At 41.7% G+C, this 25,148-nt stretch carries 29 protein-coding genes; all 29 read left to right on the forward strand.

Going from position 1 to position 25,148, the window contains the following annotated elements; genetic code table 11:
• Positions 1-11: 11 nt before the first annotated feature.
• The 29 genes from flgG (at position 12) to rseP (ending at position 25,126) form a co-directional block, all read left to right on the forward strand.
• A complete protein-coding gene (gene flgG / locus ACN6NB_RS07710; protein WP_047202163.1) occupies positions 12-803 on the forward strand; it encodes a flagellar basal body rod protein FlgG in 792 nt (263 codons plus the stop codon).
• 37 nt (positions 804-840) lie between these two features.
• Entirely contained in the window at positions 841-1,056 is a 216-nt protein-coding gene (swrD, locus tag ACN6NB_RS07715) for a swarming motility protein SwrD (RefSeq protein ID WP_008344794.1), read from the forward strand.
• The gene (gene fliL / locus ACN6NB_RS07720) at positions 1,053-1,481 is read left to right on the forward strand and encodes a flagellar basal body-associated protein FliL (protein WP_024424168.1); all 429 of its coding nucleotides are present in this window, start codon (positions 1,053-1,055) and stop codon (positions 1,479-1,481) included. The genes swrD and fliL overlap by 4 nt, the downstream gene beginning before the upstream one ends.
• Before the next feature lie 32 nt (positions 1,482-1,513).
• Positions 1,514-2,512, forward strand: a complete 999-nt coding sequence (gene fliM, locus ACN6NB_RS07725) for a flagellar motor switch protein FliM (RefSeq protein WP_024424167.1) — start codon at positions 1,514-1,516, stop codon at positions 2,510-2,512.
• Positions 2,502-3,620 carry a flagellar motor switch phosphatase FliY gene (gene fliY / locus ACN6NB_RS07730; protein WP_039178540.1) on the forward strand — a complete coding sequence of 373 codons (1,119 nt, stop codon included), beginning with the start codon at positions 2,502-2,504 and terminating at the stop codon, positions 3,618-3,620. Before fliM ends, fliY begins: the two co-directional genes overlap by 11 nt.
• Before the next feature lie 27 nt (positions 3,621-3,647).
• Complete coding sequence (locus tag ACN6NB_RS07735; RefSeq protein ID WP_007499584.1) at positions 3,648-4,010, forward strand: response regulator; 363 nt, start codon at positions 3,648-3,650, stop codon at positions 4,008-4,010.
• A gap of 18 nt (positions 4,011-4,028) precedes the next feature.
• Entirely contained in the window at positions 4,029-4,688 is a 660-nt protein-coding gene (gene fliZ / locus ACN6NB_RS07740) for a flagella biosynthesis regulatory protein FliZ (protein WP_039178546.1), read from the forward strand.
• A complete protein-coding gene (gene fliP / locus ACN6NB_RS07745; protein WP_008354479.1) occupies positions 4,681-5,346 on the forward strand; it encodes a flagellar type III secretion system pore protein FliP in 666 nt (221 codons plus the stop codon). Before fliZ ends, fliP begins: the two co-directional genes overlap by 8 nt.
• Positions 5,347-5,362: 16 nt before the next feature.
• Positions 5,363-5,632: a flagellar biosynthesis protein FliQ gene (gene fliQ / locus ACN6NB_RS07750; RefSeq protein ID WP_003211206.1), complete on the forward strand. Its 270-nt coding sequence runs from the start codon at positions 5,363-5,365 to the stop codon at positions 5,630-5,632.
• A 6-nt stretch (positions 5,633-5,638) separates the two neighbouring features.
• The gene (fliR, locus tag ACN6NB_RS07755; protein WP_024426982.1) at positions 5,639-6,418 is read left to right on the forward strand and encodes a flagellar biosynthetic protein FliR; all 780 of its coding nucleotides are present in this window, start codon (positions 5,639-5,641) and stop codon (positions 6,416-6,418) included.
• Positions 6,415-7,503: a flagellar biosynthesis protein FlhB gene (flhB, locus tag ACN6NB_RS07760; RefSeq protein WP_039178554.1), complete on the forward strand. Its 1,089-nt coding sequence runs from the start codon at positions 6,415-6,417 to the stop codon at positions 7,501-7,503. Before fliR ends, flhB begins: the two co-directional genes overlap by 4 nt.
• A 29-nt stretch (positions 7,504-7,532) precedes the next feature.
• Positions 7,533-9,566: a flagellar biosynthesis protein FlhA gene (gene flhA, locus ACN6NB_RS07765; protein WP_039178556.1), complete on the forward strand. Its 2,034-nt coding sequence runs from the start codon at positions 7,533-7,535 to the stop codon at positions 9,564-9,566.
• Positions 9,566-10,684, forward strand: coding sequence for a flagellar biosynthesis protein FlhF (gene flhF / locus ACN6NB_RS07770; protein WP_144490548.1), 1,119 nt, complete (start codon positions 9,566-9,568; stop codon positions 10,682-10,684). Before flhA ends, flhF begins: the two co-directional genes overlap by 1 nt.
• Positions 10,678-11,583: a MinD/ParA family protein gene (locus ACN6NB_RS07775; RefSeq protein WP_059375106.1), complete on the forward strand. Its 906-nt coding sequence runs from the start codon at positions 10,678-10,680 to the stop codon at positions 11,581-11,583. Before flhF ends, ACN6NB_RS07775 begins: the two co-directional genes overlap by 7 nt.
• Positions 11,580-12,653: a protein-glutamate methylesterase/protein-glutamine glutaminase gene (locus ACN6NB_RS07780; RefSeq protein WP_039178562.1), complete on the forward strand. Its 1,074-nt coding sequence runs from the start codon at positions 11,580-11,582 to the stop codon at positions 12,651-12,653. Before ACN6NB_RS07775 ends, ACN6NB_RS07780 begins: the two co-directional genes overlap by 4 nt.
• A 5-nt stretch (positions 12,654-12,658) precedes the next feature.
• On the forward strand, positions 12,659-14,686 hold the full coding sequence (locus ACN6NB_RS07785) for a chemotaxis protein CheA (RefSeq protein ID WP_039178565.1): 2,028 nt from the start codon (positions 12,659-12,661) through the stop codon (positions 14,684-14,686).
• A gap of 24 nt (positions 14,687-14,710) precedes the next feature.
• Positions 14,711-15,172, forward strand: coding sequence for a chemotaxis protein CheW (locus tag ACN6NB_RS07790; protein WP_024424157.1), 462 nt, complete (start codon positions 14,711-14,713; stop codon positions 15,170-15,172).
• A gap of 12 nt (positions 15,173-15,184) precedes the next feature.
• Positions 15,185-15,811 carry a chemotaxis protein CheC gene (locus ACN6NB_RS07795; RefSeq protein WP_024424156.1) on the forward strand — a complete coding sequence of 209 codons (627 nt, stop codon included), beginning with the start codon at positions 15,185-15,187 and terminating at the stop codon, positions 15,809-15,811.
• Complete coding sequence (locus tag ACN6NB_RS07800) at positions 15,811-16,311, forward strand: chemotaxis protein CheD (protein ID WP_039178568.1); 501 nt, start codon at positions 15,811-15,813, stop codon at positions 16,309-16,311. The genes ACN6NB_RS07795 and ACN6NB_RS07800 overlap by 1 nt, the downstream gene beginning before the upstream one ends.
• 24 nt (positions 16,312-16,335) lie before the next feature.
• Positions 16,336-17,103, forward strand: coding sequence for a FliA/WhiG family RNA polymerase sigma factor (locus ACN6NB_RS07805; RefSeq protein WP_024424154.1), 768 nt, complete (start codon positions 16,336-16,338; stop codon positions 17,101-17,103).
• 21 nt (positions 17,104-17,124) lie between these two features.
• Positions 17,125-17,664: a hypothetical protein gene (locus tag ACN6NB_RS07810; RefSeq protein ID WP_064498448.1), complete on the forward strand. Its 540-nt coding sequence runs from the start codon at positions 17,125-17,127 to the stop codon at positions 17,662-17,664.
• A gap of 155 nt (positions 17,665-17,819) precedes the next feature.
• Positions 17,820-18,554: a 30S ribosomal protein S2 gene (rpsB, locus tag ACN6NB_RS07815; protein ID WP_024426991.1), complete on the forward strand. Its 735-nt coding sequence runs from the start codon at positions 17,820-17,822 to the stop codon at positions 18,552-18,554.
• 91 nt (positions 18,555-18,645) lie between these two features.
• Positions 18,646-19,527, forward strand: coding sequence for a translation elongation factor Ts (tsf, locus tag ACN6NB_RS07820; protein WP_034281801.1), 882 nt, complete (start codon positions 18,646-18,648; stop codon positions 19,525-19,527).
• Between the two features lie 135 nt (positions 19,528-19,662).
• Positions 19,663-20,385: a UMP kinase gene (gene pyrH / locus ACN6NB_RS07825; protein ID WP_008344767.1), complete on the forward strand. Its 723-nt coding sequence runs from the start codon at positions 19,663-19,665 to the stop codon at positions 20,383-20,385.
• 1 nt (position 20,386) lies between these two features.
• The gene (gene frr / locus ACN6NB_RS07830; RefSeq protein ID WP_024424150.1) at positions 20,387-20,944 is read left to right on the forward strand and encodes a ribosome recycling factor; all 558 of its coding nucleotides are present in this window, start codon (positions 20,387-20,389) and stop codon (positions 20,942-20,944) included.
• Between the two features lie 129 nt (positions 20,945-21,073).
• The gene (locus ACN6NB_RS07835) at positions 21,074-21,856 is read left to right on the forward strand and encodes an isoprenyl transferase (protein WP_039178577.1); all 783 of its coding nucleotides are present in this window, start codon (positions 21,074-21,076) and stop codon (positions 21,854-21,856) included.
• A 12-nt stretch (positions 21,857-21,868) separates the two neighbouring features.
• Positions 21,869-22,663, forward strand: a complete 795-nt coding sequence (locus ACN6NB_RS07840; RefSeq protein ID WP_024424148.1) for a phosphatidate cytidylyltransferase — start codon at positions 21,869-21,871, stop codon at positions 22,661-22,663.
• A 39-nt stretch (positions 22,664-22,702) separates the two neighbouring features.
• Positions 22,703-23,854, forward strand: a complete 1,152-nt coding sequence (gene dxr / locus ACN6NB_RS07845; protein WP_039178581.1) for a 1-deoxy-D-xylulose-5-phosphate reductoisomerase — start codon at positions 22,703-22,705, stop codon at positions 23,852-23,854.
• Positions 23,855-23,860: 6 nt separating this feature from the next.
• Entirely contained in the window at positions 23,861-25,126 is a 1,266-nt protein-coding gene (rseP, locus tag ACN6NB_RS07850) for an RIP metalloprotease RseP (RefSeq protein WP_087975441.1), read from the forward strand.
• The last annotated feature ends 22 nt before the right edge of the window (positions 25,127-25,148 follow it).

Raw genomic sequence — 25,148 nt, forward strand, 5'->3', positions numbered from 1 at the left:
GAGGAAAATAAATGTTACGCTCACTTTACTCAGGAATTAGCGGAATGAAAAACTTCCAATCAAAATTAGATGTGGTAGCCAACAACGTAGCCAACGTCAATACACACGGATACAAAAAAAGCCGTATCACGTTTAAAGATATGGTCAGCCAAACCATTGGAAGTTCAGGTGGACCAACGAACAACTCTGGTTCAATCAACTCAAAACAAATTGGTTTAGGATCATCTTTATCTTCTATTGATAAAATCATGTCAGCGGGATCTTCTCAAAATACAAATGAACCTTACGACTTCTATATCAATGGAGATGGGTTTTTCCGTATTGAAAGTCAAGGAGAAATTCTTTATACAAGAACAGGGAATTTCGACACTGATTCAGAGGGAAGCTTAGTCACCCCTGATGGAAATTATCTGCTTGGAATGAATGGACAAAAGATAACGATTCCAGATGGCGTTTCAAGTGTAAGTGTTGGTCCAGATGGAACGGTTTCGGTTGTTGAAAACAACGTATCTAGAACTGTTGGACAGATTTCACTCGTATCTTTCCGTAACGCAGGAGGATTAGACAAAGTTGGTGACAACCTTTACCGCCAAACGTTAAGCTCAGGTGCACCAAGTAATCCTATCGTACCTGGTGAAGAAGGAACTGGCGTGATCCAAACAGGGAAACTTGAAATGTCAAACGTTGATTTAACAGATGAGTTTACTGAAATGATTATCGCGCAGCGCGGATTCCAATCGAATGCAAAGACGATCACAACTTCTGATGAAATTCTGCAAGAGCTTGTGAATCTGAAACGATAGGAGGTAGGGGGAGCGGATGATCGCTTCTCTGCTTAATATGATTGAAGTGACAAGATTAAATGGCAAAGGATTTATGCTGAACGCTCTCCATATCGAGCAAATCGAAAGTTTTCCAGACACGACCATTACTTTGGCCAATGGAAAGAAATTCGTTGTGAAAGAAGATGAAGAGCAGCTTCAAGAGAAAATCATTTCTTTCTACAGAAAAATCCAAGTCATTTCATTGAATCAAGGAATAGAGGAGTTTGAATGAAGAAGAAATTAGTCGTAGTAATGCTAATCATGATTATTGCCATCGTCGGAATTGGAGCAGGCATCTTTTTTCTGCTGAATGGGTCAGACGAAGCAAAAGCTGAAAAAGAGCCAACAGCAGATGAAGTCGTAAAAGCTTCTGTTGAAATTCCTGAGATTATCACCAATTTAAAATCTGAAGGAAATGCTGTCAAACTTGTCCTGAATATTGAAACGGACTCTGAAAAGGCAAAATCAGAGCTTGAGAAAAGAAGTTTCCAAGTAAAAGATGCTGTAATCGACATTTTATCAGACACGAATGCAGATGAACTTGATGGCAAAAAAGGCAGAGAACATTTTAAAACACAAGTCAAAAACAAAGTGAATAACTATTTGCAAGATGGCAAGGTGAAAGAAGTATATATAACCTCCTTTAATCTGCAATAGAGGCGATTAATTAACGCGACGGAGGTGAAGAAATGTCAGGAGAAGTGCTTTCCCAGAATGAGATCGACGCATTATTATCCGCCATCTCAACAGGCGAAATGGATGCAGAAGAGCTGAAAAAAGAAGAAACGACGAAAAAAGTGAAAGTGTATGACTTTAAACGTGCACTGCGCTTTTCAAAAGACCAGATTCGAAGTTTAACAAGGATTCATGATAACTTCGCTAGACTGCTCACCACTCACTTTTCAGCGCAGCTAAGATCATATATTCAAATTACTGTCAGCTCGGTTGACCAAGTACCATACGAAGAATTTATTCGTTCGATTCCTAATATGACATTATTAAACTTATTTTATGTCAGCCCGCTTGAAGGAAGAATCATGCTTGAAGTAAACCCAACAATCGGCTATGCGATGATGGACAGGCTGATGGGCGGGATTGGCATTAGTCATAATAAGACAGAATCACTTACAGAAATTGAAACAAAGATTATCTCAAACATGTTTGAGGGAGCTTTGGAAAATTACAGAGAAGCGTGGCAGTCCATAACCGACATCGAGCCTGAAATGGCAGATTTCGAGGTAAATCCCCAGTTTGTTCAAATGGTGTCACCAAACGAAACAGTTGTCGTCATTTCTCTTAATACACAGATTGGCGAGGTAAGCGGGGTTATTAACCTATGTATTCCTCACGTTGTATTAGAGCCTATTATTCCGAAGCTGTCTGTACACTACTGGATGCAGTCTGAACGAAATGAACCAAAACAGCAAGAGACAAAGGCCATTGAAAAACGGATTATGAAGGCAAAAATACCGGTAGTCGCAGAGCTGGGACAATCGGAAATGACGGTGGAAGAGTTTTTGAATTTGGAAATTGGTGATTGTATTGCCTTGGACAAACCAGTAAATGCGCCTCTTACTGTTATGGTCGGAAATAAACCGAAATTCTTGGGACAGGCCGGCCGCGTGAATCGGAAACAGGCGATTCAAATTCTAGATCACGACATAAGAGGTGAAGAAGATGGAGAATAACGGAAGTAAATTATCACAAGACGAAATCGATGCGCTCCTTAAAGGAGGCAGCAATGACGATATAGAGCCTGATACAATCCTTTCTGCAATGGAGCAAGATGCCATTGGAGAAATCGGTAATATTTCATTTGGCAGCTCTGCAACAGCACTTTCAACCCTATTAAATCAAAAAGTGGAGATTACAACTCCAACGGTTACAGTAATTCAAAAAAGTAAGCTGAATGAGGAATTTCCTCATCCGTATGTCGCTATTGAAGTGAATTATACAGAGGGCTTCAGCGCAAGTAACCTGCTTGTTATCCAGCAAACAGATGCAGCAGTCATTGCGGACTTAATGATGGGCGGAGACGGCACAAATGCTGACCCTTCTTTAAGCGAAATTCATTTAAGTGCAGTGCAAGAAGCGATGAACCAAATGATGGGTTCTGCTGCGACGTCTATGTCGACAGTCTTTAATAAAAAGATTGATATTTCTCCGCCGCGCGTCGAATTACTTGATGTGAAAGAAGGAGAAGGGACAGACCGCATTCCAGCTGAAGAAATGCTTGTCAAAGTATCCTTCAGATTAACAATAGGTGAACTGATCGATTCAAATATTATGCAGCTTTATCCTATTACATTTGCGAAGGATTTAATCGCAGAATTAACAGTCCCTGCGCAAGAAGAAGAGCCTGTTCAAGAAGCTCAAGTGAGCACACCTGAACCTCAGCCGGCAGCAACGCAAACGCAGTCTGCCCCAGCGCAGCAAGCGGCACCGCCGAAAAGACAGGCGAAGCCGGCAGCACCTGTAAATGTGGCGCCAGTCGAATTTGAAGCGTTCAGTGAGCCTCAGCATACAACAAGCCAGCTTGGAAATCTTGATATGCTGATGGACATTCCGCTTTCCATTACGGTGGAACTTGGAAGAACTCAGCGCAGTGTGAAAGAAGTTCTTGAGCTTTCAGCTGGAAGTATCATTGAACTGGACAAACTTGCTGGTGAGCCAGTAGACATTCTAGTTAACAAACGAATCGTCGCCAAAGGGGAAGTCGTTGTCATTGATGAGAACTTTGGTGTTCGTGTGACTGACATTTTAAGCCAGTCAGAAAGACTTTCTAATTTAAAATAAACAAACATACAGGGAGAGAATAAGTAAATGGCTACTAAGGTATTAATCGTAGATGATGCAGCATTCATGAGAATGATGATCAAGGATATTCTTGTAAAAAACGGATTTGATGTAGTAGGAGAAGCAGAAAACGGCGCACAAGCAGTTGAAAAATACAAAGAAACATCTCCTGATCTTGTCACAATGGATATCACAATGCCAGAAATGGACGGAATCACTGCACTAAAAGAAATTAAACAAATCGATGCTTCTGCAAAAATCATCATGTGTTCTGCAATGGGACAGCAGTCAATGGTTATTGACGCGATCCAAGCAGGCGCAAAAGACTTTATCGTGAAGCCATTCCAGGCAGACCGTGTACTTGAAGCAATTAATAAAACGTTAGGCTAAAAAAGGGTGTAAGATTTGTTGAAAAAACGTTTGATATGTATAGCAATGATCAGTTTTATGCTTTTCTTGACGATGCAGCCTGCCTCACTGTTTGCTGAAACGAAAGATCCTGAGAATGGCACAGTGAATGACTGGCTCAAAGATGAGAAAGAAAGCAAAAAGGATACAGAGAAGAAAACCACTGACAATCAAACGAATCCGGCAGAAGAAGTTCCCTCTTCTTCTGTCTCCATTATGGATTTTGTCAAAATGATTGGTGCCTTACTATTTGTCATCCTGCTTATTTATGGATTGGTGAGATTTGTTGGTAAGCAAAACCGCTTACTCAAACCATTTCGCTATGTTGAAAATATTGGCGGAACGACAGTCGGACAAAACCGTTCAGTCCAGCTGATCAAGGTGGGCAAACGAGTATTAGTTGTCGGCGTAGCAGATTCAATCCAGCTGCTAAAAGAAATTGATGATGAACAAGAATGTGAAGCAATCGTAAAACAATATGAAGAAGCGATGGAGAGTAAGACCGATTTACCAAAAATGGTTCAAAAATTCACCTCGCAGGTAAAGAAACATGATCAGCCGACCACTTCTTCTTTTTCAGCCAATTTAAAGGCGCAGCTAGCCGAATTGAAAAAGACCCAATCAGAAGTCAGAAAGAAAGGCCCGAAACAAAATGAATGAGTTTATCGATTTATTTAATTCCAGCGGTGCAGGAAATATTAGCACATCTGTCCGTCTTCTATTACTTTTAACTGTATTTTCGGTTGCACCGGGCATTCTCATTTTAATGACGTGTTTTACACGGATTGTGATTGTTCTTTCATTTGTCAGAACATCACTTGCAACCAACTCAATGCCGCCAAACCAAGTGCTTGTTGGACTTGCTTTGTTTCTCACATTTTTTATCATGGCACCCACGTTCTCACAGATTAATAAAGAGGCGCTCACGCCGCTTTTAAATGATGACATCACGTTAAATCAGGCATATGAAAAAGCCGAAGTGCCTATTAAAGAGTTTATGAGTAAACATACAAGACAGAAAGATTTGGCTTTATTTCTTAGCTACGCAAAAATGGATACACCTGAATCGATTAAAGATATTCCATTAACGGCGATGGTTCCCGCTTTTGCCATCTCAGAATTAAAGACGGCATTTCAAATTGGTTTTATGATCTTTATTCCATTTTTAATTATTGACATGGTGGTCGCAAGTGTTCTGATGTCAATGGGGATGATGATGCTTCCGCCGGTTATGATATCACTCCCTTTCAAAATATTGTTATTTGTTTTAGTCGATGGATGGTATTTGATAGTTAAATCTTTGCTGCAAAGCTTTTAGAGTAGGTGCTTAAAACATGAGTTCAGAATTTGTCATTACGATGGCTGAAAGATCAGTGTATGTAGTATTGCTTGTGAGTGGGCCGCTTCTAGCGCTCGCACTCATTGTGGGACTGATTGTCAGTGTGTTTCAGGCGACAACCCAAATTCAAGAACAGACGCTTGCGTTTATTCCTAAGATTGTTGCAGTACTCATTGGACTCGTTGTGTTTGGTCCATGGATGCTTTCAACAATTGTGTCTTTTACGACAGAACTGTTCTCGAATTTAGATCGATTTGCAGGTTAAGCAGAGATGTCAATCATAGAATTATTCCCTGCTTTTCTTTTAGTTTTTATTCGGATCACCGCTTTTTTTGTGACAGTACCGCTTTTAGCGCATAGAACGATCCCAGCTGTACACAGAGTTGGATTCTCACTGTTTTTAGCTGTCATTAGTTTTAGCACCATAAAAGAACCGCCAGCACTTGACATCGACGGTCTTTATATGATGCTTGCGGTGAAAGAAGCAATGGTCGGTCTGCTGCTTGGGCTGATTGCATACATCATGGTGTCCGCTGTTCAAATTGCCGGCTCATTCATTGATTTTCAAATGGGTTTTGCGATTGCCAATATTATCGATCCGCAAACAGGGGCGCAGACGCCGCTGATGGGACAGTTTTTTTATACGGTCACACTGCTGTTGATGCTGGCAACAAACGCACATCACCTGCTGCTTGATGGAATCTATTACAGCTTTCAATACATTGCAGTTGATCAATACGCGCTGAATTTCGGCAGTGAATCCTTTGCTTACTTTATCGCAAAGAGCTTCAACCAAATGTTTATCATTGCCTTTCAAATCTCGGCACCTGTAGTGGCAAGTCTGTTTTTAGTCGATTTGGCACTGGGGATTGTGGCACGTACAGTTCCGCAAATGAACGTTTTTGTGGTCGGACTTCCTATTAAAATGGGTGTGAGTTTTATTATGATCATCATTTGTATGGGCGTCATCTTCGGTGTTGTCCAAAATACATTTGAAACGATTGTACTCACCATGAGGAATTTCTTAGCATTGGTCGGTGGTTCGTCATGATGACAAGGCTTAGACTAGACTTGCAATTTTTCGCAGGTGAAAAAACAGAAAAAGCAACGCCGAAAAAAAGACGGGATTCACGTAAAAAAGGACAGGTTGCCAAAAGTACCGACGTCAATACAGCCATCTCATTTCTATTAATCTTTTTATCATTCTTTTTTATTGGGCCTTTTATGAAAGAGCGGATTATCGCGCTCATTGAACGTTTTTATTCAACAACTATGCTAATGAAGGTTAGCACATCTAATATTCATCAATTATTCTTGGAATTGCTTCAGGAAACAGGGATCCTCCTTATGCCAATCCTTGGTGTTGGTATGCTGGCAGGCGTTCTCAGTAACTATTTACAAGTCGGCTTTCTCTTTTCGACAGAAGTGATTCAACCGAAATTAGAAAAGCTTGACCCAATCAAAGGATTTAAACGAATATACAGTATTCGAGCCCTCGTAGAGCTATTAAAATCCATTTTGAAAATTGGCTTTGTTGGCTTTGCGACATTTATTGCTCTTTGGATGCACTTTGATGAAATTCTGCGGCTTCCTTTATTAACAGCAGAGGAAACCCTTCATTTCGTCGCAAATATGACCTTGATTATGGGGCTGTATGCTGCTGGTGCTCTTCTGATCTTGGCAGGGCTTGATTATATGTATCAGAAATTTGATTATGAAAAAAACTTGCGGATGTCCAAACAAGACATCAAAGATGAGTATAAAAAATCAGAGGGTGACCCGCTCATCAAATCAAAGATTAAACAGCGTCAGCGGGAAATGGCCATGAGACGGATGATGCAGGAAGTCCCAAAAGCGGACGTCATCATTACAAACCCAACCCACTATGCCATTGCTTTAAAGTATGACGAAGAAAAAATGGACGCGCCCTATGTTGTAGCAAAGGGAACGGATATTTTGGCTTTGAAAATTAGAACGATTGCGAAAGAACATGATGTCATGACTGTAGAGAACAGGCCGCTTGCCCGCGCGCTCTATGATCAGGTCGACATCGACCAAGCGGTGCCAGAAGAATACTTTAAGGCTATCGCAGAAATTTTAGCTTACGTCTATAAAACGAAACAAAAGATTTTATGAATTTTTGGTTTTAAAAGGAGAGAACAGGCATGTCAGCAAGAGATTTATCTGTTTTATTCAGTGTTATTTTAATTGTGGCGATGCTGGTCATACCGTTTCCGCCCGTTTTATTAAGTATTTTAATCATTATTAATATTTCTCTTGCGCTTATCGTGCTTCTCACCACAATGAACATGCAAGAACCACTGCAATTTTCAATTTTTCCATCATTGCTTTTGCTCTTAACGCTGTTTCGTTTAGGGCTTAACATCTCTACAACACGTTCTATTCTTTCAACAGGAGATGCTGGGAAAGTTGTCGAAACGTTCGGTTCATTTGTTGTTGGAGGAAATATCCTCGTTGGTCTTGTTGTTTTCCTTATCCTGATCATCATTCAGTTTATTGTTATCACAAAAGGGGCAGAGCGTGTATCAGAGGTTGCGGCAAGATTTACACTCGATGCGATGCCTGGTAAACAAATGAGTATTGACGCAGATTTAAATGCAGGAATGCTGACAGAAAGTGAAGCAAGAAATCGCCGTGAAAAAGTAGCGAGAGAAGCAGACTTTTATGGAGCGATGGATGGTGCCAGTAAGTTCGTTAAAGGGGACGCCATCGCAGGTATTATCATCGTCATCATCAATATTATATTTGGAATCATTATCGGGATGCTTCAGCAAGGCATGTCGATTCAAGAATCAGCTTCACACTTTACCCTATTAACGGTAGGAGACGGAATCGTTTCGCAAATTCCGGCACTCCTCATTTCAACGGCGACAGGGATTGTTGTGACTAGAGCAGCTTCTAATGGAAACCTTGGGTCAGACATTACAGGTCAGCTCTTCGCATTCCCAGCCATGCTTTATGTGACAGCGGGCACGATCTTCCTTCTTGGGCTGTTTACGCCAATCGGCATACTTTTGACAGGGCCGATCGCAGGTTTACTTGCACTTGGCGCATACATGATGTCGAAAAACAAACAAGACCAAGAAGAAATTGAAGAGGTACTGGAGGAACAGGCAGAGGTAGAAGAGATGAAAAGTCCAGAAAGCGTTATTCATCTCCTGCAAATGGATGCCATTGAATTTGAATTTGGCTACGGCCTCATCCCGCTCGCTGATGCAAACCAGGGCGGTGACCTGTTAGACCGAATTGTGATGATCCGAAGGCAGCTTGCCCTCGAACTGGGTCTTGTCATTCCAGTCGTCCGGATCCGGGACAATATTGCACTGAACCCAAATGAATACCGATTGAAAATTAAAGGGAACGAAGTAGCAAAAGGGGAGCTGCTGCTTGATCACTACTTAGCGATGTCCCCAACGCCTGATGATGATCCAATTGAAGGGATTGAAACAATCGAACCATCCTTTGGACTGCCGGCTAAATGGATATCCGAAGCAGAAAAAGATCAGGCTGAGATGCTAGGCTATACGGTTGTGGACCCAGCATCTGTCGTGTCTACTCACATCACAGAGAAGATTAGACAAAACACACACGAACTGCTCGGACGCCAAGAAACGAAGCAATTAATCGATCATCTGAAAGAAAGTTATCCTGTCTTAGTGGATGAGGTAACGCCAAATCCGCTGGCAGTCGGTGATATTCAAAAAGTACTGGCGAAGCTGCTGAAAGAAAAGGTCTCTATCCGAAACCTTGTCACCATTTTTGAGACGCTTGCAGACTACGGAAAATTAACGACTGATACAGATTTATTAACAGAGTATGTCAGACAGGCCCTGGCAAGACAGATTACCGCACAGTATGCAAGAGAAGATGAATCACTCAAAGTCGTGACATGCTCAGGCCGAGTAGAAAAGGTGATTGCAGACAGCGTTCAGCAAACAGAGCATGGCAACTACTTATCGTTAGATCCAGAATCCTCTGAAAGTGTGATTCAATCAGTGGCGAGAGAAATTGAACAGCTTTCGCTTCGTCAGGAAACGCCGGTTCTATTATGCTCTCCTCCTATAAGAATGTACGTGAAGCAGTTGTTAGAAAGATATTTCCCAGATTTACCGGTACTATCTTATAACGAACTAGAAGCGAATGTGGAAGTACAGAGCATCGGAGTGGTGGATATCTAATGAAAATGAAAAAAATCACAGCAAATTCTATGCAGGAGGCAACGATTCAAATCAGGCAGCAGCTTGGGAAAGATGCCGTTATTTTAAATTCCAAAACCGTTGTCAAACGCAAACTGTTTGGTTTAAAGAAACAGCAAATGGTCGAAGTGATTGCAGTGCTGGATCAAGATTTCGAAGAAAGAGCTGGTAAAGGGTTAAACCCTGTGCCGCCTCTTCCAGTGTTACCAAAAAAGGAACAAGTTCAAAAGCAGCCCGAAGAGCCATCCTTTGCTCCCAAAGCGGCGAAACCAGCGCATACTCATACTCAGCCTTTAGAATATGTGAGGAATGAACGGCATGCTGGTATTCTGCCTGAACCTCTCGTAGCAATCGATCAAAAGCTAAAGGATCAAGGTCTTGATGATGCTATTCGAGACGAATGCCTGAAAGGTCTTTTAACAAAGGGCGCGGTTAAAGAAGATCACATAGAAAAAGAACTTGAACAACTGCTGACAGATATGCTACCAGCTAAAACCTCTGATGAGCCGATGATTTCTTCAAAATACATTGTACTGTTCGGTTCAACTGGAGCTGGTAAAACGACAACGATTGCAAAGCTGGCTGCTAAAACGGCCATTCAGCAGCAAAAAAAGATCGCTTTTATTACAACTGATACGTACCGGATTGCAGCGATCGAACAGCTGAAAACATATGCTGAACTGCTGAATGCACCGCTTGAGGTTTGTTATTCGAGAGAGGATTTTGTAAAAGCTCAAGAGACCTTTAAAGAGTATGATCATATTTTCATCGATACAGCAGGCCGTAACTTTAAAGAAGAAGCGTATATCAAAGAGCTGACCGACATTATTCCATTTGATGAGAGCATTCAAAGTTTTCTCGTGATGAGTGCTACATCAAAATATCAAGACATGAAAGCCATGGTCAAGCGCTTTGAACACGTTCCAATCGATCAATTCATTTTTACAAAAGTAGATGAAACGGACACGATGGGAACCATTTTTCAAATCATTGCTGACTCTCAAATCAAACTTGGTTTTTTAACAAATGGCCAAAATGTGCCTGAGGATATTCTTGAAGGTTCTCCTCGTGAACTTACAAGGATGGTTTTACAATCATGAAGCCCGACCAAGCAGAAGGGTTAAGAAAACTAGTTCAGCAGAGTCAAATGATCACACCGGCTCCTCATAACGTCAACGGACAGGCAAAAACCATTGCCGTTATGAGCGGCAAAGGCGGGGTAGGTAAATCGAATTTGACACTGAATATGGCACTGTCTATCGCAAGCACAGGCAAAAGAGTGTTAGTAATCGATCTTGATTTTGGGATGGGGAATATTGATATTTTACTAGGGAAAACATCGACTAGCTCTATATTAGATGTTCTCGTTAGAAAAAAATCCTTCCAAGCAGCTATGACAAAAGGAACGGATAACCTATATTACATTTCTGGCGGAAGCGGCCTTGAACAGCTGTTTTCTTTAGATAAAGATCAATGGTCGTTCTTTTTGGAAGAGATGGAAAAAATGATGCAGGGCTTCGATTGTATATTCTTTGATATGGGTGCCGGGCTGTCAAAAGATCAGCTGCCATTTGTCTTATCAGCAGGAGAAGTAGTCGTTGTGACTACGCCAGAGCCAACATCCATCATGGATGCCTACAGCGCAATTAAACACTTAGCCATTCATCAGTTTGAACGGTCTGTGCAAATCATTGTCAACCGGTGTAAAACCCCGTCAGAAGGGTCTGAAACCTACCGGAAATTAGCAGGAGTGGTCACAAGTTTTCTTCACAGAAAACTTGTATTCGCTGGCGCTGTGCCTGATGATCCTGCGGTTCCTAAAGCAGTATCAGAACAAATTCCATTTTATATGAAGCAGCCTCATTCAAGGCTGAGTAAAACCATTAAGATGCTGGCAGAAACACTATATCATCAGCAGATAAGAGAGGCACGGAGAGAACAGCATACGTTTATAGATAAGTTGTCCTCTTTTTTTAAAAGGAGGAAGGTGGACTCATGATTAGAGTGCTAGTAGTAGATGACTCGGCCTTTATGAGAAAACTCATTAGTGATTTTCTAAGTGCTGAGCAAGAAATTGAAGTCGTCGGAACGGCGCGAAATGGGGAAGATGCCTTAAAACGGATCAAGGAACTGAATCCAGATGTTGTCACATTAGATGTGGAAATGCCTGTTTTAAATGGAACAGAAGCATTAAAACAAATTCTGGCTGAACACGACCTTGCCGTAATTATGGTGTCAAGCCAGACAAAGCAAGGAAAAGATTTAACCATCCATTGCTTAGAACTCGGTGCTTTCGACTTTGTGACAAAACCTTCGGGAAGTATTTCGCTCGATTTGCACAAAGTGAGAGGGCAAATTGTAGAGCGGGTACTTGCGGCAGGACTGTCAAGGAAACGCACTGAAGAGAAGGTGTCTCCTAAGCCGGTGATAAAGCCGCCAAGTCCAGTGGCTGCACCCCGTCTGCAAACAGTAAAAGGCGCCTCACTCCGAAAGATTATTTCTATTGGAACATCTACAGGAGGGCCAAGGGCACTTCAACGAGTCGTAACGAAGCTGCCTAAGGACATAGAGGCACCTATATTGATTGTGCAGCATATGCCGGCAGGATTTACGGCATCACTTGCTGCTAGGTTAGACCATTTATCACAAATTACGATTAAAGAAGCGCAAGATGGAGACATCGCGAAAAATGGAGTGGCTTACATAGCTCCTGGTGGAATGAATATGTCACTTCATGACCAAGGGGGATCACTTGTTATCAGGCTGTCCCCTGAAGACACGGAAAGCCGGCACAAACCATCTGTTAACTATTTATTTGAATCCATCAGCAATATAAAGGGTTACGAGAAAATCGCTGTCATTATGACAGGCATGGGCAGTGACGGTACGGAAGGTGTCAAAAAAATGGTCGCAAGCGGTCATACGAAAGTCATTGCAGAAAAAGAAGAATCATGTGTTGTTTTCGGAATGCCTAAATCAGTCATTAAAGCAGGCCTTGCACATGAAACAAGGCATGTGGATGACATCGCACATGCAATTATAAGCTCCATGAAAAAAGAGAGGGCGTGAACACGTTGGATGTAAACCAATACTTAGATATCTTTTTAGATGAAAGCAGAGAACACTTACAAACTTGTAATGAAAAACTTCTTGATTTAGAAAAGAACCCAACCGACTTGCAGCTAGTGAATGATATATTCAGAGCAGCTCATACATTGAAAGGCATGAGTGCAACGATGGGCTTTGATGATATGGCTCACTTAACGCATCATTTAGAAAACATGTTTGATGCTATCCGGAATGAACAAATGATTGTCACTCCTGAGTCAATGGATACGATGTTCGAAGCACTCGATCATCTTGAAGCAATGGTTCAATCGATTGCAGAAGGAGGAGACGGGAAACGTGATGTCACTGAGATTAGTAAAAAGCTAGATGTGACAGGAAGCCATGCTGAGGCAGCTTCTAGCGTTGAAACAGCAGATGCATCAGCAGCTGCTAATGACTTAGATTATAACGAATTTGAACGAACGGTTCTTGATGAAGCGAGAGAGCAAGGCTTTAAATGCTATGAACTCAACGTGACATTAAGCGAAGCGTGCTTACTAAAAGCCGTTCGTGTCTATATGATTTTTGAAAGACTAAATGAAGCAGGCGAGGTTGTCAAAACCGTTCCGAATGCAGAGCTGTTAGAATCAGAAGATTTCGAATCAGAATTCAGCATTTCTTATCTTTCTAAACTGCCGATGGACGAAGTGCAGAAAATCGTCACGGCGATCTCAGAGGTTGAGAAGGTTGAGATCTCTGAAGTCTCCGCATTTGATGAAGCAGCTCCGGCTGAAAAACAAGAGGCGCAGCCTGAACAGAAAAAAGAAGAAGTCTCCGTTCCTGCTGCGAAAGCGCCAGCAAATGATGCACCAAAAGCAAATGGCAATAACGGTGCAGCTGCCGGCGGAACAAAAACAATTCGTGTCAACATCGACCGTCTAGATTCTCTAATGAATCTATTTGAAGAACTTGTGATTGATAGAGGCCGATTAGAACAGATTGCCAAAGAACTAGAAAATAACGAACTCACAGACACAGTCGAAAGAATGACACGTATTTCTGGAGACCTGCAATCAATCATCCTGAACATGAGAATGGTACCTGTGGAAACTGTCTTTAACAGATTCCCGCGTATGATTCGTCAATTGACGAAAGAGCTTAATAAGAAAATTGAACTTATTATTGAGGGTGCTGAGACAGAGCTTGATCGAACAGTGATCGACGAGATTGGAGATCCGCTCTTGCACTTACTTAGAAACAGTCTAGATCACGGGATTGAATCACCAGAAGAACGTGTGAAAAAAGGCAAGCCGGAAAAAGGTACGGTTCTATTAAAAGCGTATCATAGCGGAAACCATGTCTTCATTGAAGTAGAGGATGATGGAGGCGGGATTAACCGTAAAAAGGTGCTTGAAAAAGCATTAGAGCGCGGAGTTATTACAGAAAGAGAAGCAGAAACACTTGAAGATCATCAAATTGATTCATTGATCTTTGCAGCAGGATTCTCTACAGCTGACACGATTTCTGACATCTCAGGCCGCGGTGTAGGTCTTGACGTTGTGAAAAACAAGCTGGAATCACTTGGCGGATCTGTGAGTATTAACTCAACAGAGGGACAGGGCTCCCTATTCTCGATCCAGCTTCCGCTGACACTATCGATTATTTCCGTTCTTCTTGTAAAACTGGAAGAGGAAACATTTGCGATTCCGATTTCTTCTATTATTGAAACGGCTGTCATTAAGAAAAGTGACATCCTGCAAACGCATGATCGTGAAGTGATTGATTTCCGCGGATTTATCGTACCGGTCGTGTACTTGAAGAAACAATTCCACGTACCAAATGCGAATGAATTAGAGGAAGAGCTGCACATCATTGTTGTTCGTAAAGGAGACAAGCTGACAGCATTTGTGGTCGATTCATTTATTGGTCAGCAAGAGGTTGTATTGAAATCACTAGGAGATTATCTGCCAAACGTATTTGCGATATCCGGCGCAACGATCCTAGGTGACGGTCAAGTTGCACTCATCGTTGACTGTAATGCACTGATCAAGTAAAAAACAATAGAGGAGCGGTCTGAAATGAGTACAGATATCAAAACTGGCGAAAAGATGATTGTGTTTATCGTAAACAAAAAAGAATACGCCATTTCAGTATCAGAAGTAAAGTCCATTGAAAAATGGCAGCAGCCGACAAGAGTTCCTGGCGTTGCCCCTTATATATGCGGTGTTATTAATTTACGCGGTGTCGTGACACCTGTCATTGACCTGAGAGTCAGACTTGGTTCTACTGACAACGAGATTACAGATGAAACAAGAATGATCATTGTACAAGTTGGTGATATTGAAGTCGGCTGGATTGTTGATGAAGCAAATGATGTCATAACCGTCCATCAGGAAGAAGTAGAATCTTCTCCTGAATCAGCTGAAAAAGAAGGACAGTCATGGGTGACAGGTATTATTAAGCATGATCAGCGTCTTTTCAATATCATTCATGCCGGTGCTGTCCTCGACAAGAGCGTTCAAGGTGCACCTGTTCATTAAGGGGGATGTGAAATGAGCATTTTCAACGAAATTAAAGATGAACAGCTAGATATTTTAGGAGAGGTTGGGAATATCGGGGCAGGCCACGCAGCGTCTGCTCTTGCCAACCTATTGGATCGCAAAATTGATATGGCTGTTCCTTTTGTCAAGGTTCTCTCGTTTGAAGATTTAATGGATTTCTTTGGCGGTGCAGACCTTCCCGTTGCAAGCATTTTCCTGCGAATGGAAGGGGATTTAACCGGGTCAATCTTTTTCATTATGCCGTTTGAGCAAGCGGAGCAATTTGTAAGAGAGCTTGTCCAGGATCCGGCATTTGATATTGATACGATTCATGAACATGAGATGGGGACGTCAGCACTTCATGAACTGGGAAATATTTTAGCGGGCTCTTATCTATCAGCCCTTGCCGATTTAACAAAATTGCAGCTTTACCCAAGTGTTCCAGATGTCACGCTCGATATGTTCGGAGCTGTCATTAGTGAAGGGTTAATGCAATTCAGTCCTCTAGGTGATCAGGCGATTGTGATTGATACATCTATTTTTGATGATCAAAATAAGCAAGAGCTGAAAGGAAATATGTTTCTATTACCAGACTTTGAATCGTTTGAAAAACTATTCAAAGCATTAGGTAACCTATAATGAACGTGCAAATTCCGGCAGTTGTAAAGGTTGGTATTGCGGATGTTCAGCTTGTCAAAACACCGGACCGCATTCGGACATCAGGTCTTGGTTCTTGCGTAGGGCTTGTCTTGTTTGATCAAGAGAAAAAGCTGGCAGGCCTTGTCCATGTTATGCTGCCAGACTCCTCTCTTTCAAAAGGGACGGTGGAGAACTTGGCTAAATATGCAGATACAGGTGTCAAGCATACAATTGATCTGCTCCTAAAAGCAGGCGCACGCAAACATGCGCTAAAGGCAAAACTTGCTGGCGGGGCGGAAATGTTTAAGTTTAAGTCAACCAATGATCTTATGAGAATTGGACCTAGAAACGTTTCAGCTGTGAAAGAACATCTGTCTCTTCATCATATCCCGATTATTAGTGAGGATACAGGCGGAAACAGTGGCCGTACGATTGAATTCGATCCGCTTACGGCAGAGCTTGAGATCCGTACTGTGAAGCAAGGCATTATGAAGATATAACTAAGGAAGTATAGGGGGATAAAGATGCAATCCTTAAATTACGAAGATCAGGCGCTATGGGCTAGATGGAAAGAGTGGAAAGACCCTGCTGCTGGAGATGATCTTATGCGCCGCTATATGCCGCTCGTCACATATCATGTTGGAAGAATTTCCATCGGTCTCCCGAAGTCAGTGCATAAAGAAGACTTGATCAGTCTAGGGATGCTCGGTTTATATGATGCCCTTGAAAAATTTGATCCCGGAAGAGATCTGAAGTTTGATACATATGCATCCTTCAGAATCCGCGGGGCCATCATCGACGGTCTTCGTAAAGAGGACTGGCTGCCTCGTACATCAAGAGAAAAAACAAAAAAAGTAGAAGCGGCTATTGAAAAGCTTGAACAGCGTTATTTGCGTAATGTGACGCCGACAGAGGTGGCTGAGGAACTCGGCATGAGTGAACAAGATGTTGTCACAACGATGAATGAAGGATTCTTTGCAAATCTGCTCTCAATCGATGAGAAGCTGCATGATCAAGAAGACGGAGAAAATGTCCAAGTCATGATTCGCGACGAGAAGTCTGTGACTCCAGAAGAGAAAATGCTGAAAGATGAATTAATTGAACAGCTTTCTGAAAAAATCACTGAGCTTTCAGAAAAAGAAAAGCTCGTGATCAGTCTTTTCTATAAAGAAGAACTGACATTAACGGAAATCGGTCAAGTGCTCAATTTATCTACCTCGCGCATTTCGCAAATTCATTCAAAGGCCTTGTTCAAGCTTAAGCATCTGCTTGATAAAGCCATTCAATCTTAAAGAGTTAGTGAGTGAAAAAATATGTTATGGCTGATTAGCTTCATGCTTCATGCTGCACTTATTTATTTTGTGATTATTTTATATACGAGAATGAATTCGCTGAAGGCAACAGAACAAAAACAGCGAGAACTTCTAGAAGAAACGGAAAATACCCTGGCTGCATTTTTGATGGAAGTCAAAGAAGAGAATGACAAGCTAACAAAAGTGGCAGCCGCTTCCCCTGATTTTTCTGCTGAAGAGCTGAAATCGGATCTTCAGACACCAAAGCAGCCACAACCACCAATTGAATCCCAGCAATCGGTCGAAAGTGAAGATCCCGTACCAGAGCACCTGTCGGCTCTCCTTAGTGAAGTTGAGGTGCAGGAAGAGAAGGTAAACGAACCCGTTCCACCACTTGAAACAGAGGCTTCTCTGCCTTCTGAAAGTGAAATAGAAGAAACATTCGAAAATCAAGTGAAGACCCTATATGATGAAGGGCGGTCACTAGAAGAAATAGCGAAAGAAATGAAAACTGGCAAGACAGAAATCGAGCTTTTATTAAAATTTAGCGGAAAGCTGTAAAGGATTCTTGATTGTCAGTCCATCATGTGTTATATTATTTCTTGGTGTTAAATACACACGCTTAATGATTCGTATGAAGGTGCTGCCGTGGCGCAGTTTTATGTGAACATGACTTAAGCGGAGGAAAAAAAACCATTATATTAGGAGGCAACAAAATGTCAGTTATTTCTATGAAACAATTGCTAGAAGCTGGTGTTCACTTCGGTCACCAAACTCGCCGTTGGAACCCAAAAATGAAGCGTTACATCTTTACAGAGCGTAACGGTATCTACATCATCGACCTTCAAAAAACGGTGAAAAAAGTAGAGGAAGCTTACAACTTCACGAAAAACCTTGCTGCTGACGGAGGAAAAATCCTTTTCGTTGGTACGAAAAAGCAAGCACAAGATTCAGTGAAAGAAGAAGCAATCCGTTCTGGTATGTTCTATGTGAACCAACGCTGGCTTGGTGGAACTTTAACAAACTTTGAAACAATCCAAAAACGTATTAAACGTTTGAAAGATATTGAAAAAATGCAAGAAAACGGTACATTCGAAGTTCTTCCTAAGAAAGAAGTCGTTCAACTGAAAAAAGAATTAGAGCGTCTTGAAAAATTCCTAGGCGGAATCAAAGACATGAAGAGTCTTCCGGATGCACTTTTCATTATCGACCCTCGTAAAGAGCGTATTGCAGTTGCAGAAGCTCGTAAATTGAATATCCCAATCATCGGTATCGTTGACACAAACTGTGATCCAGACGAAATTGATGTTGTGATCCCTGCAAACGATGATGCAATCCGTGCTGTAAAACTTCTAACTGCTAAAATGGCAGATGCAATTCTTGAGTCTAAACAAGGCGAAGAAGAAGCTGTTGTAGAAGAAACGACAGAAACTGAAACAACAACTGCGTAACCTATTCAAAAGGTGATAAGAGGGAAATGCCTTTTATCACCTTTTTTTCACCTAGTAATCCGTGTTTTAACATAGAAGGAGGAAATGTAAAATGGCAATTACTGCTCAATTAGTTAAAGAACTGCGTCAAAAAACTGGTGCAGGTATGATGGACTGTAAAAAAGCGTTAACAGAAACTGATGGTGACATCGAGAAAGCAATCGACCTTCTAAGAGAAAAAGGAATCGCAAAAGCTGCGAAAAAAGCAGACCGTATTGCGGCAGAAGGATTAACTCTTATCAAAACTGACGGCAACACAGGCGTCATTCTAGAAGTGAACTCTGAGACTGATTTCGTTGCGAAAAACGAAGGATTCCAAGCACTTCTTAACGAACTTGCTGATCATTTGCTTGCTGCTAAACCTGCAACAATTGAAGAAGCTCATGCTTCTAAAATGGAAAACGGTTCAACAGTTGAAGAGCATATCACATCTGCAATTGCGAAAATCGGAGAGAAAATCACTCTACGCCGTTTCTCTGTCATCACAAAAGAAGATAATGCTGCATTCGGTTCATACCTGCACATGGGCGGACGTATTGGTGTGTTAGCTGTTCTTAACGGAACAACTGACGAAGAGCTTGCAAGAGACATCGCAATGCACGTTGCAGCTGTAAACCCTAAATACATTTCTCGTGACCAAGTGTCAGAAGAAGAAGCAAACCGTGAGCGTGAAGTATTAACACAGCAAGCGCTTCAAGAAGGAAAGCCTGAAAACATCGTAGCTAAAATGGTAGAAGGCCGTCTAAACAAATTCTTCGAAGAAATTTGCTTACTTGACCAAGCGTTCGTTAAAAACCCAGATGAAAAAGTGAAACAAGTTGTAGCTGCGAAAAACGCAACTGTTCAAACTTATGTTCGCTATGAAGTGGGCGAAGGTATCGAAAAACGTCAAGACAACTTTGCTGAAGAAGTTATGAGCCAAGTGAAAAAATAATGTTTGAAAAGCTCTCTGGGGCTTTTTTAGGGGAGCACAAGCACTGTGTTCCCTATTTTTTAGAGGATATTGATTTACAAAAGGCAGTTTCTTACGCATAATAAGAGACGGTATAGTTTACACTTGGAGGTTATCATGAGCAAACCGAAATATAATCGCATTGTACTGAAGCTAAGTGGCGAAGCACTAGCGGGTGATGCTGGAAATGGAATTAACCCAACTGTCATTCAATCCATTGCAAAGCAAGTAAAAGAAATTGCAGAGCTTGATGTTGAAGTTGCAGTCGTTGTAGGCGGAGGAAACCTTTGGCGCGGAAAGACAGGCAGTGATCTAGGAATGGACCGTGCAACAGCAGACTACATGGGGATGCTGGCAACAGTGATGAACTCACTGGCGTTACAGGACAGCCTAGAAACGCTTGGCATTCAGTCTAGAGTGCAAACCTCTATCGAAATGAGACAGGTTGCAGAACCATACATAAGAAGAAAAGCGATCCGTCATCTTGAGAAGAAACGTGTCGTCATTTTTGCTGCTGGAACAGGTAACCCTTATTTCTCTACAGATACTACGGCAGCACTTCGTGCAGCAGAAATTGAAGCAGATGTCATTTTAATGGCGAAAAATAATGTAGATGGTGTCTACAGTGCTGATCCTCGTACAGATGCGGATGCAGTAAAATATGATAAGCTTTCATATCTTGATGTACTTAAAGAAGGGCTTGCTGTAATGGATTCTACTGCGTCCTCATTATGTATGGACAATGACATTCCATTAATTGTCTTCTCCATTATGGAAGAAGGAAATATTAAACGTGCCGTAAATGGCGAATCAATCGGAACGATCGTGAGGGGGAAATAACGTGTCAAAAGAAGTGTTGAACCAAACGAAAGAAAAAATGGAAAAAGCTGTACAAGCATACGGACGTGAGCTTGCAACTGTTCGTGCAGGCCGTGCAAATGCTTCACTGCTTGATAAAGTGACAGTTGATTATTACGGTGCACAAACACCTCTTAACCAAATTGCGTCAATCACAGTGCCAGAAGCACGTATGCTGATTATCACACCTTACGATAAAACAGCAATCGGTGATATCGAAAAAGCGATCCAAAAGTCTGATCTTGGCATCACGCCAACAAGTGACGGAAATGTGATCCGCATTGCGATTCCTGCGCTGACAGAAGAAAGACGTAAAGAGCTTGTGAAAGTAGTGAAAAAATACTCAGAAGAAGCAAAAGTAGCTGTTCGTAACGTTCGTCGTGATGCAAACGATGATTTGAAAAAGCTTGAGAAAAATGGGGAGATCACTGAAGATGAATTAAGATCATCGACAGAGGATGTCCAAAAATTGACAGATGAATATGTCGCTAAAATTGATGACGTGACGAAAGATAAAGAAAAAGAAATCATGGAAGTTTAAGAAAAAACTATGTACAATAGATAATAGTGAAAAGACCCTCTTCATGTTTACAGGGGGTTTTTTTGTTAATACTGTTGATGACTATATTATTAGCGGGAACGCAACCTTTTTGGGTGATGGAGGAATCTCATGCTCAATATACTCAAAAATTGGAAGAATCAGCAAACAGCAGCTTCCAACTTAGAAAGCCTGACAAAAGAAGACATATTAAATGGAGAAATTCCTGAACATATCGCCATTATCATGGATGGGAACGGAAGATGGGCGAAAAAACGTGCTCTTCCACGGGTAGCAGGTCATCATGAAGGAATGAAAGTCGTCAAGCGCATGACAAAGCTTGCAAATGAGCTGAATGTCAAAGTGCTGACTTTGTATGCTTTCTCTACGGAAAATTGGAAACGTCCAAAACTAGAAGTAGACTTTTTAATGAAACTTCCTGAAGAATTTTTAAACATCTACCTGCCTGAACTCATCGAGGAGAATGTCCGTGTGCGTTTAACAGGTGATCCAGACGGCCTCCCGCAGCATACGAAAAAAGCGGTAGAGAATGCAGTAAAGAGTACGGCAAATAACGACGGACTCGTTTTGAATTTTGCGCTCAACTACGGGGGGCGCACAGAAATCGTCTCCGCATGCAGACAAATTTCTGAAATGGTCAAAGAAGGTAAGCTTCAAGCAGAAGACATCACAGAAGAGATGTTTTCAGCTTATTTAATGACAGAATCTCTTCAAGATCCGGATTTGCTCATTCGCACGAGTGGAGAAATTAGATTAAGCAACTTTATGCTTTGGCAAATTGCTTACAGCGAGTTTGTCTTTACGGATGTGCTTTGGCCTGACTTTTCTGATGAGCACCTTATAGGCGCTATTGGAGAGTACCAGCGCCGCGGCCGGAGGTTCGGTGGAATTTAGAGGGTGGTGCAGATGAAACAAAGAATTTTGACGGGTGTTTTGGCAGCTGCAGTCTTTTTACTTGCTGTTATATATGGACAGATGCCATTTACCCTGCTGATTTATTTAATGGGAAGTGTCGCTCTCTTTGAGCTTTTAAGAATGAAAAAAATCTCGATTTTCAGCTTTCCTGGTATTGTCAGCTTAATATTGCTTTGGCTTTTAATGGGCGGAGACAACAGTTTCTTCCCAAACGTGGACGCATCAAAAATGCAGATTGCTTTATTCGCAGTCTTAATACTTTTAACTTATACAGTTTTGAGCAAAAACTCTTTTACATTCGATGAGGTTGCTTTTGTTGTATTAGCCACATTATATATTGGCGTTAGTTTCTATTATTTTATCCAAATTAGAGGCTTATATGGCATGAGTGCGATCTTCTTCGCAGCAGTGATTATTTGGTCTACTGACTCAGGAGCCTACTTTATTGGGAAATCTATGGGGAAACGAAAGCTTTGGCCTGAAATCAGCCCAAACAAAACAGTAGAAGGATTTATCGGCGGAATCGTCACAGCGGTCGTGTTGTCACTTGTGTTTCAGGCGGTTACAGGATTTTTGCCATCATATCTGCTTGTGATGTTTATTACTCTTTTACTCAGTATCTTTGGACAGCTTGGCGACCTAGTGGAATCTGCTTTAAAGCGTCATTATCACGTGAAGGATTCAGGGACAATTCTCCCTGGCCATGGCGGAATTTTGGACAGGTTTGACAGCTTTTTATTCGTTCTGCCGTTTTTATACTTACTGCTCGCAACGTTTGCCAGCTAACCTCATAGAAACTTATTGAACGAGAGAAGGAGTGGCAATTTGAAATATATTTCGCTATTAGGCGCAACAGGATCAATTGGAGAACAAACGTTAGATGTGATCAGGCAGCACCCGGACAAATTTAAGCTGAAAGCCATGACCTTTGGCAGAAATATAGCAAAAGCGATTCCGATCATTGAGCGCTTTCAGCCTGAATTCGTTGGCTGTGTAGACGAAGAAACCTATCGCATGCTAAAAAATCATTCATTTGCATACGGTGTGAAGCTGGCTGCTGGTGATGAAGCCAACATCGAGGCAGCGACCTATGATGCAGTGGACGTAGTGGTAAATGCACTTGTAGGAAGTGTTGGACTTGTTCCAACATTAAAGGCCATTGAACAAAAAAAGACGATTGCACTCGCAAATAAGGAAACACTTGTAACAGCTGGTCATATAGTAAAAGAGTACGCTAAAACATATGATGTACCTTTACTTCCTGTCGATAGTGAGCATTCCGCTATTTTTCAATGCCTGCAAGGTGAACAAGCTAAAAATATTGAACGCTTAATCGTGACAGCTTCAGGTGGTAGTTTCCGAGATAAAAAACGAACTGAACTTGAAGGTGTTACGGTTGAAGAAGCGCTGAACCACCCGAACTGGTCGATGGGAGCGAAAATCACCATTGATTCAGCGACGATGATGAATAAAGGGCTCGAGGTGATCGAGGCACATTGGTTGTTTGATATCCCTTATGAACAAATTGATGTGTTGCTACATAAAGAGAGCATTATCCATTCGATGGTGGAATTTCACGACAAAAGCGTCATGGCTCAGTTAGGGACACCTGACATGAGAGTGCCTATTCAATATGCACTCACATACCCTGACAGGGCGCCGTTACAAGAAGCGAAATCATTGAACCTTTGGGAGATTGGACAATTGAATTTCCAAAAAGCGGATTTTGACAGGTATCGCTGCTTACATTTTGCTTATGAATCAGGTAAAATAGGAGGGACAATGCCTGCTGTACTTAATGCAGCAAATGAAATAGCAGTCGATGCATTTCTGAAAGGCAAAGTAACGTTCCTGCAAATTGAAGAATTGATTGAAAAGGCACTAATTAGACATCATGTGATTTCAACGCCTAGTTTGCAAGATATCCATGAAGTGGACAAAGATACACGAGACTTTGTTCAATCAATCCTCACATAAGGTGGTATGTTCGTGAATACAGTGATTGCGTTTATTATTATTTTTGGAACGCTCGTTTTTTTCCACGAGCTTGGCCATTTAATTATGGCGCAGCGCGCGGGGATTTTATGCCGCGAGTTCGCAATTGGTTTTGGGCCGAAGATTTTCTCCTTTAAACGAAAGGAAACCGTTTATACCATTAGACTCCTCCCTATTGGCGGATTTGTGAAAATGGCTGGAGAAGACCCAGAAGTCATCGAAATTAAACCAGGTCATACAGTGGGGCTCTTATTCAATGAGCAAAATGAAGTAGAAAAGATCATTTTAAATGATAAAGAAAAATATCCTGATGCACTTGTCATCGAAGTGGAGCAGATCGATTTAGATCATGCCATGAGAATCTCGGGATATGAAGCTGGAAATGAAGATATTCTGACTGGCTACAATGTCAGTCAAACAAGCTTCTATATTGCAGATGGTGAAGAAATTCAAATTGCACCATACAATCGTCAATTTGGTTCAAAAACGGTTTGGCAGCGAATTAAAGCCATCGCAGCTGGACCAATTATGAACTTTATCCTGGCGTATGTGATTTTGGTTGCTTTAGGCTTTATCCAAGGGGTAACCGTTGATGATCCTGTACTCGGTAAGCTGACAAAAGACGGACGAGCGGCGGAAGCTGGACTGATGCAGGGAGATCACATCGTGTCCATTAACGGCGAGAAAATGAATTCTTGGACAGACGTCGTTCAAACAGTTCAAAAGAACCCTGAGAAAAAAATGAATGTCGTCATTGACCGAGACGGCAAAGAAAGCACTGTGCAGGTTGTACCAGAAGCTGTGAAAGCTGACGGAAAAAGCATTGGCCGTTTCGGATCATATCCGCCAACGGAAAATGGATTTTTGAAAGTTATTTCATCTTCAGGCACAACCGTCATTTCAACGGCAGGTCTGATCTTAACGAACTTGCAAAAGATTGTCACAGGACAATTTTCACTAGATATGTTAGCAGGTCCTGTTGGAATTTATGACATGACAGGAGAAGTAGCCAAACAAGGTGTGTTAACATTAATGCAGTTTGCGGCGTTCCTCAGTATCAACCTAGGCATCGTGAATTTGTTACCGATTCCTGCATTAGACGGAGGACGTTTACTATTCTTATTTGTTGAAGCCATTCGCGGTAAACCAATTAATCGTGAGAAAGAAGCACTTGTTGTCTTTATTGGTGTTGCTTTCCTCATGCTGTTAATGTTAGTGGTAACGTGGAATGACATTCAGCGGTTATTTTTATAAAAACCATTCTCTCTTGTTTCTC

This window comes from Bacillus sp. 11B20, from assembly GCF_056098985.1.

Coding starts and splice junctions, on each gene's coding strand:
- flgG (WP_047202163.1), top strand. CDS start 12: ATGTTACGCTCACTTTACTCAGGAATTAGCGGAATGAAAAACTTCCAA.
- swrD (WP_008344794.1), top strand. CDS start 841: ATGATTGAAGTGACAAGATTAAATGGCAAAGGATTTATGCTGAACGCT.
- fliL (WP_024424168.1), top strand. CDS start 1,053: ATGAAGAAGAAATTAGTCGTAGTAATGCTAATCATGATTATTGCCATC.
- fliM (WP_024424167.1), top strand. CDS start 1,514: ATGTCAGGAGAAGTGCTTTCCCAGAATGAGATCGACGCATTATTATCC.
- fliY (WP_039178540.1), top strand. CDS start 2,502: ATGGAGAATAACGGAAGTAAATTATCACAAGACGAAATCGATGCGCTC.
- ACN6NB_RS07735 (WP_007499584.1), top strand. CDS start 3,648: ATGGCTACTAAGGTATTAATCGTAGATGATGCAGCATTCATGAGAATG.
- fliP (WP_008354479.1), top strand. CDS start 4,681: ATGAATGAGTTTATCGATTTATTTAATTCCAGCGGTGCAGGAAATATT.
- fliQ (WP_003211206.1), top strand. CDS start 5,363: ATGAGTTCAGAATTTGTCATTACGATGGCTGAAAGATCAGTGTATGTA.
- fliR (WP_024426982.1), top strand. CDS start 5,639: ATGTCAATCATAGAATTATTCCCTGCTTTTCTTTTAGTTTTTATTCGG.
- flhB (WP_039178554.1), top strand. CDS start 6,415: ATGATGACAAGGCTTAGACTAGACTTGCAATTTTTCGCAGGTGAAAAA.
- flhA (WP_039178556.1), top strand. CDS start 7,533: ATGTCAGCAAGAGATTTATCTGTTTTATTCAGTGTTATTTTAATTGTG.
- flhF (WP_144490548.1), top strand. CDS start 9,566: ATGAAAATGAAAAAAATCACAGCAAATTCTATGCAGGAGGCAACGATT.
- ACN6NB_RS07780 (WP_039178562.1), top strand. CDS start 11,580: ATGATTAGAGTGCTAGTAGTAGATGACTCGGCCTTTATGAGAAAACTC.
- ACN6NB_RS07790 (WP_024424157.1), top strand. CDS start 14,711: ATGAGTACAGATATCAAAACTGGCGAAAAGATGATTGTGTTTATCGTA.
- ACN6NB_RS07795 (WP_024424156.1), top strand. CDS start 15,185: ATGAGCATTTTCAACGAAATTAAAGATGAACAGCTAGATATTTTAGGA.
- ACN6NB_RS07800 (WP_039178568.1), top strand. CDS start 15,811: ATGAACGTGCAAATTCCGGCAGTTGTAAAGGTTGGTATTGCGGATGTT.
- ACN6NB_RS07805 (WP_024424154.1), top strand. CDS start 16,336: ATGCAATCCTTAAATTACGAAGATCAGGCGCTATGGGCTAGATGGAAA.
- ACN6NB_RS07810 (WP_064498448.1), top strand. CDS start 17,125: ATGTTATGGCTGATTAGCTTCATGCTTCATGCTGCACTTATTTATTTT.
- rpsB (WP_024426991.1), top strand. CDS start 17,820: ATGTCAGTTATTTCTATGAAACAATTGCTAGAAGCTGGTGTTCACTTC.
- tsf (WP_034281801.1), top strand. CDS start 18,646: ATGGCAATTACTGCTCAATTAGTTAAAGAACTGCGTCAAAAAACTGGT.
- pyrH (WP_008344767.1), top strand. CDS start 19,663: ATGAGCAAACCGAAATATAATCGCATTGTACTGAAGCTAAGTGGCGAA.
- ACN6NB_RS07835 (WP_039178577.1), top strand. CDS start 21,074: ATGCTCAATATACTCAAAAATTGGAAGAATCAGCAAACAGCAGCTTCC.
- ACN6NB_RS07840 (WP_024424148.1), top strand. CDS start 21,869: ATGAAACAAAGAATTTTGACGGGTGTTTTGGCAGCTGCAGTCTTTTTA.
- rseP (WP_087975441.1), top strand. CDS start 23,861: ATGTTCGTGAATACAGTGATTGCGTTTATTATTATTTTTGGAACGCTC.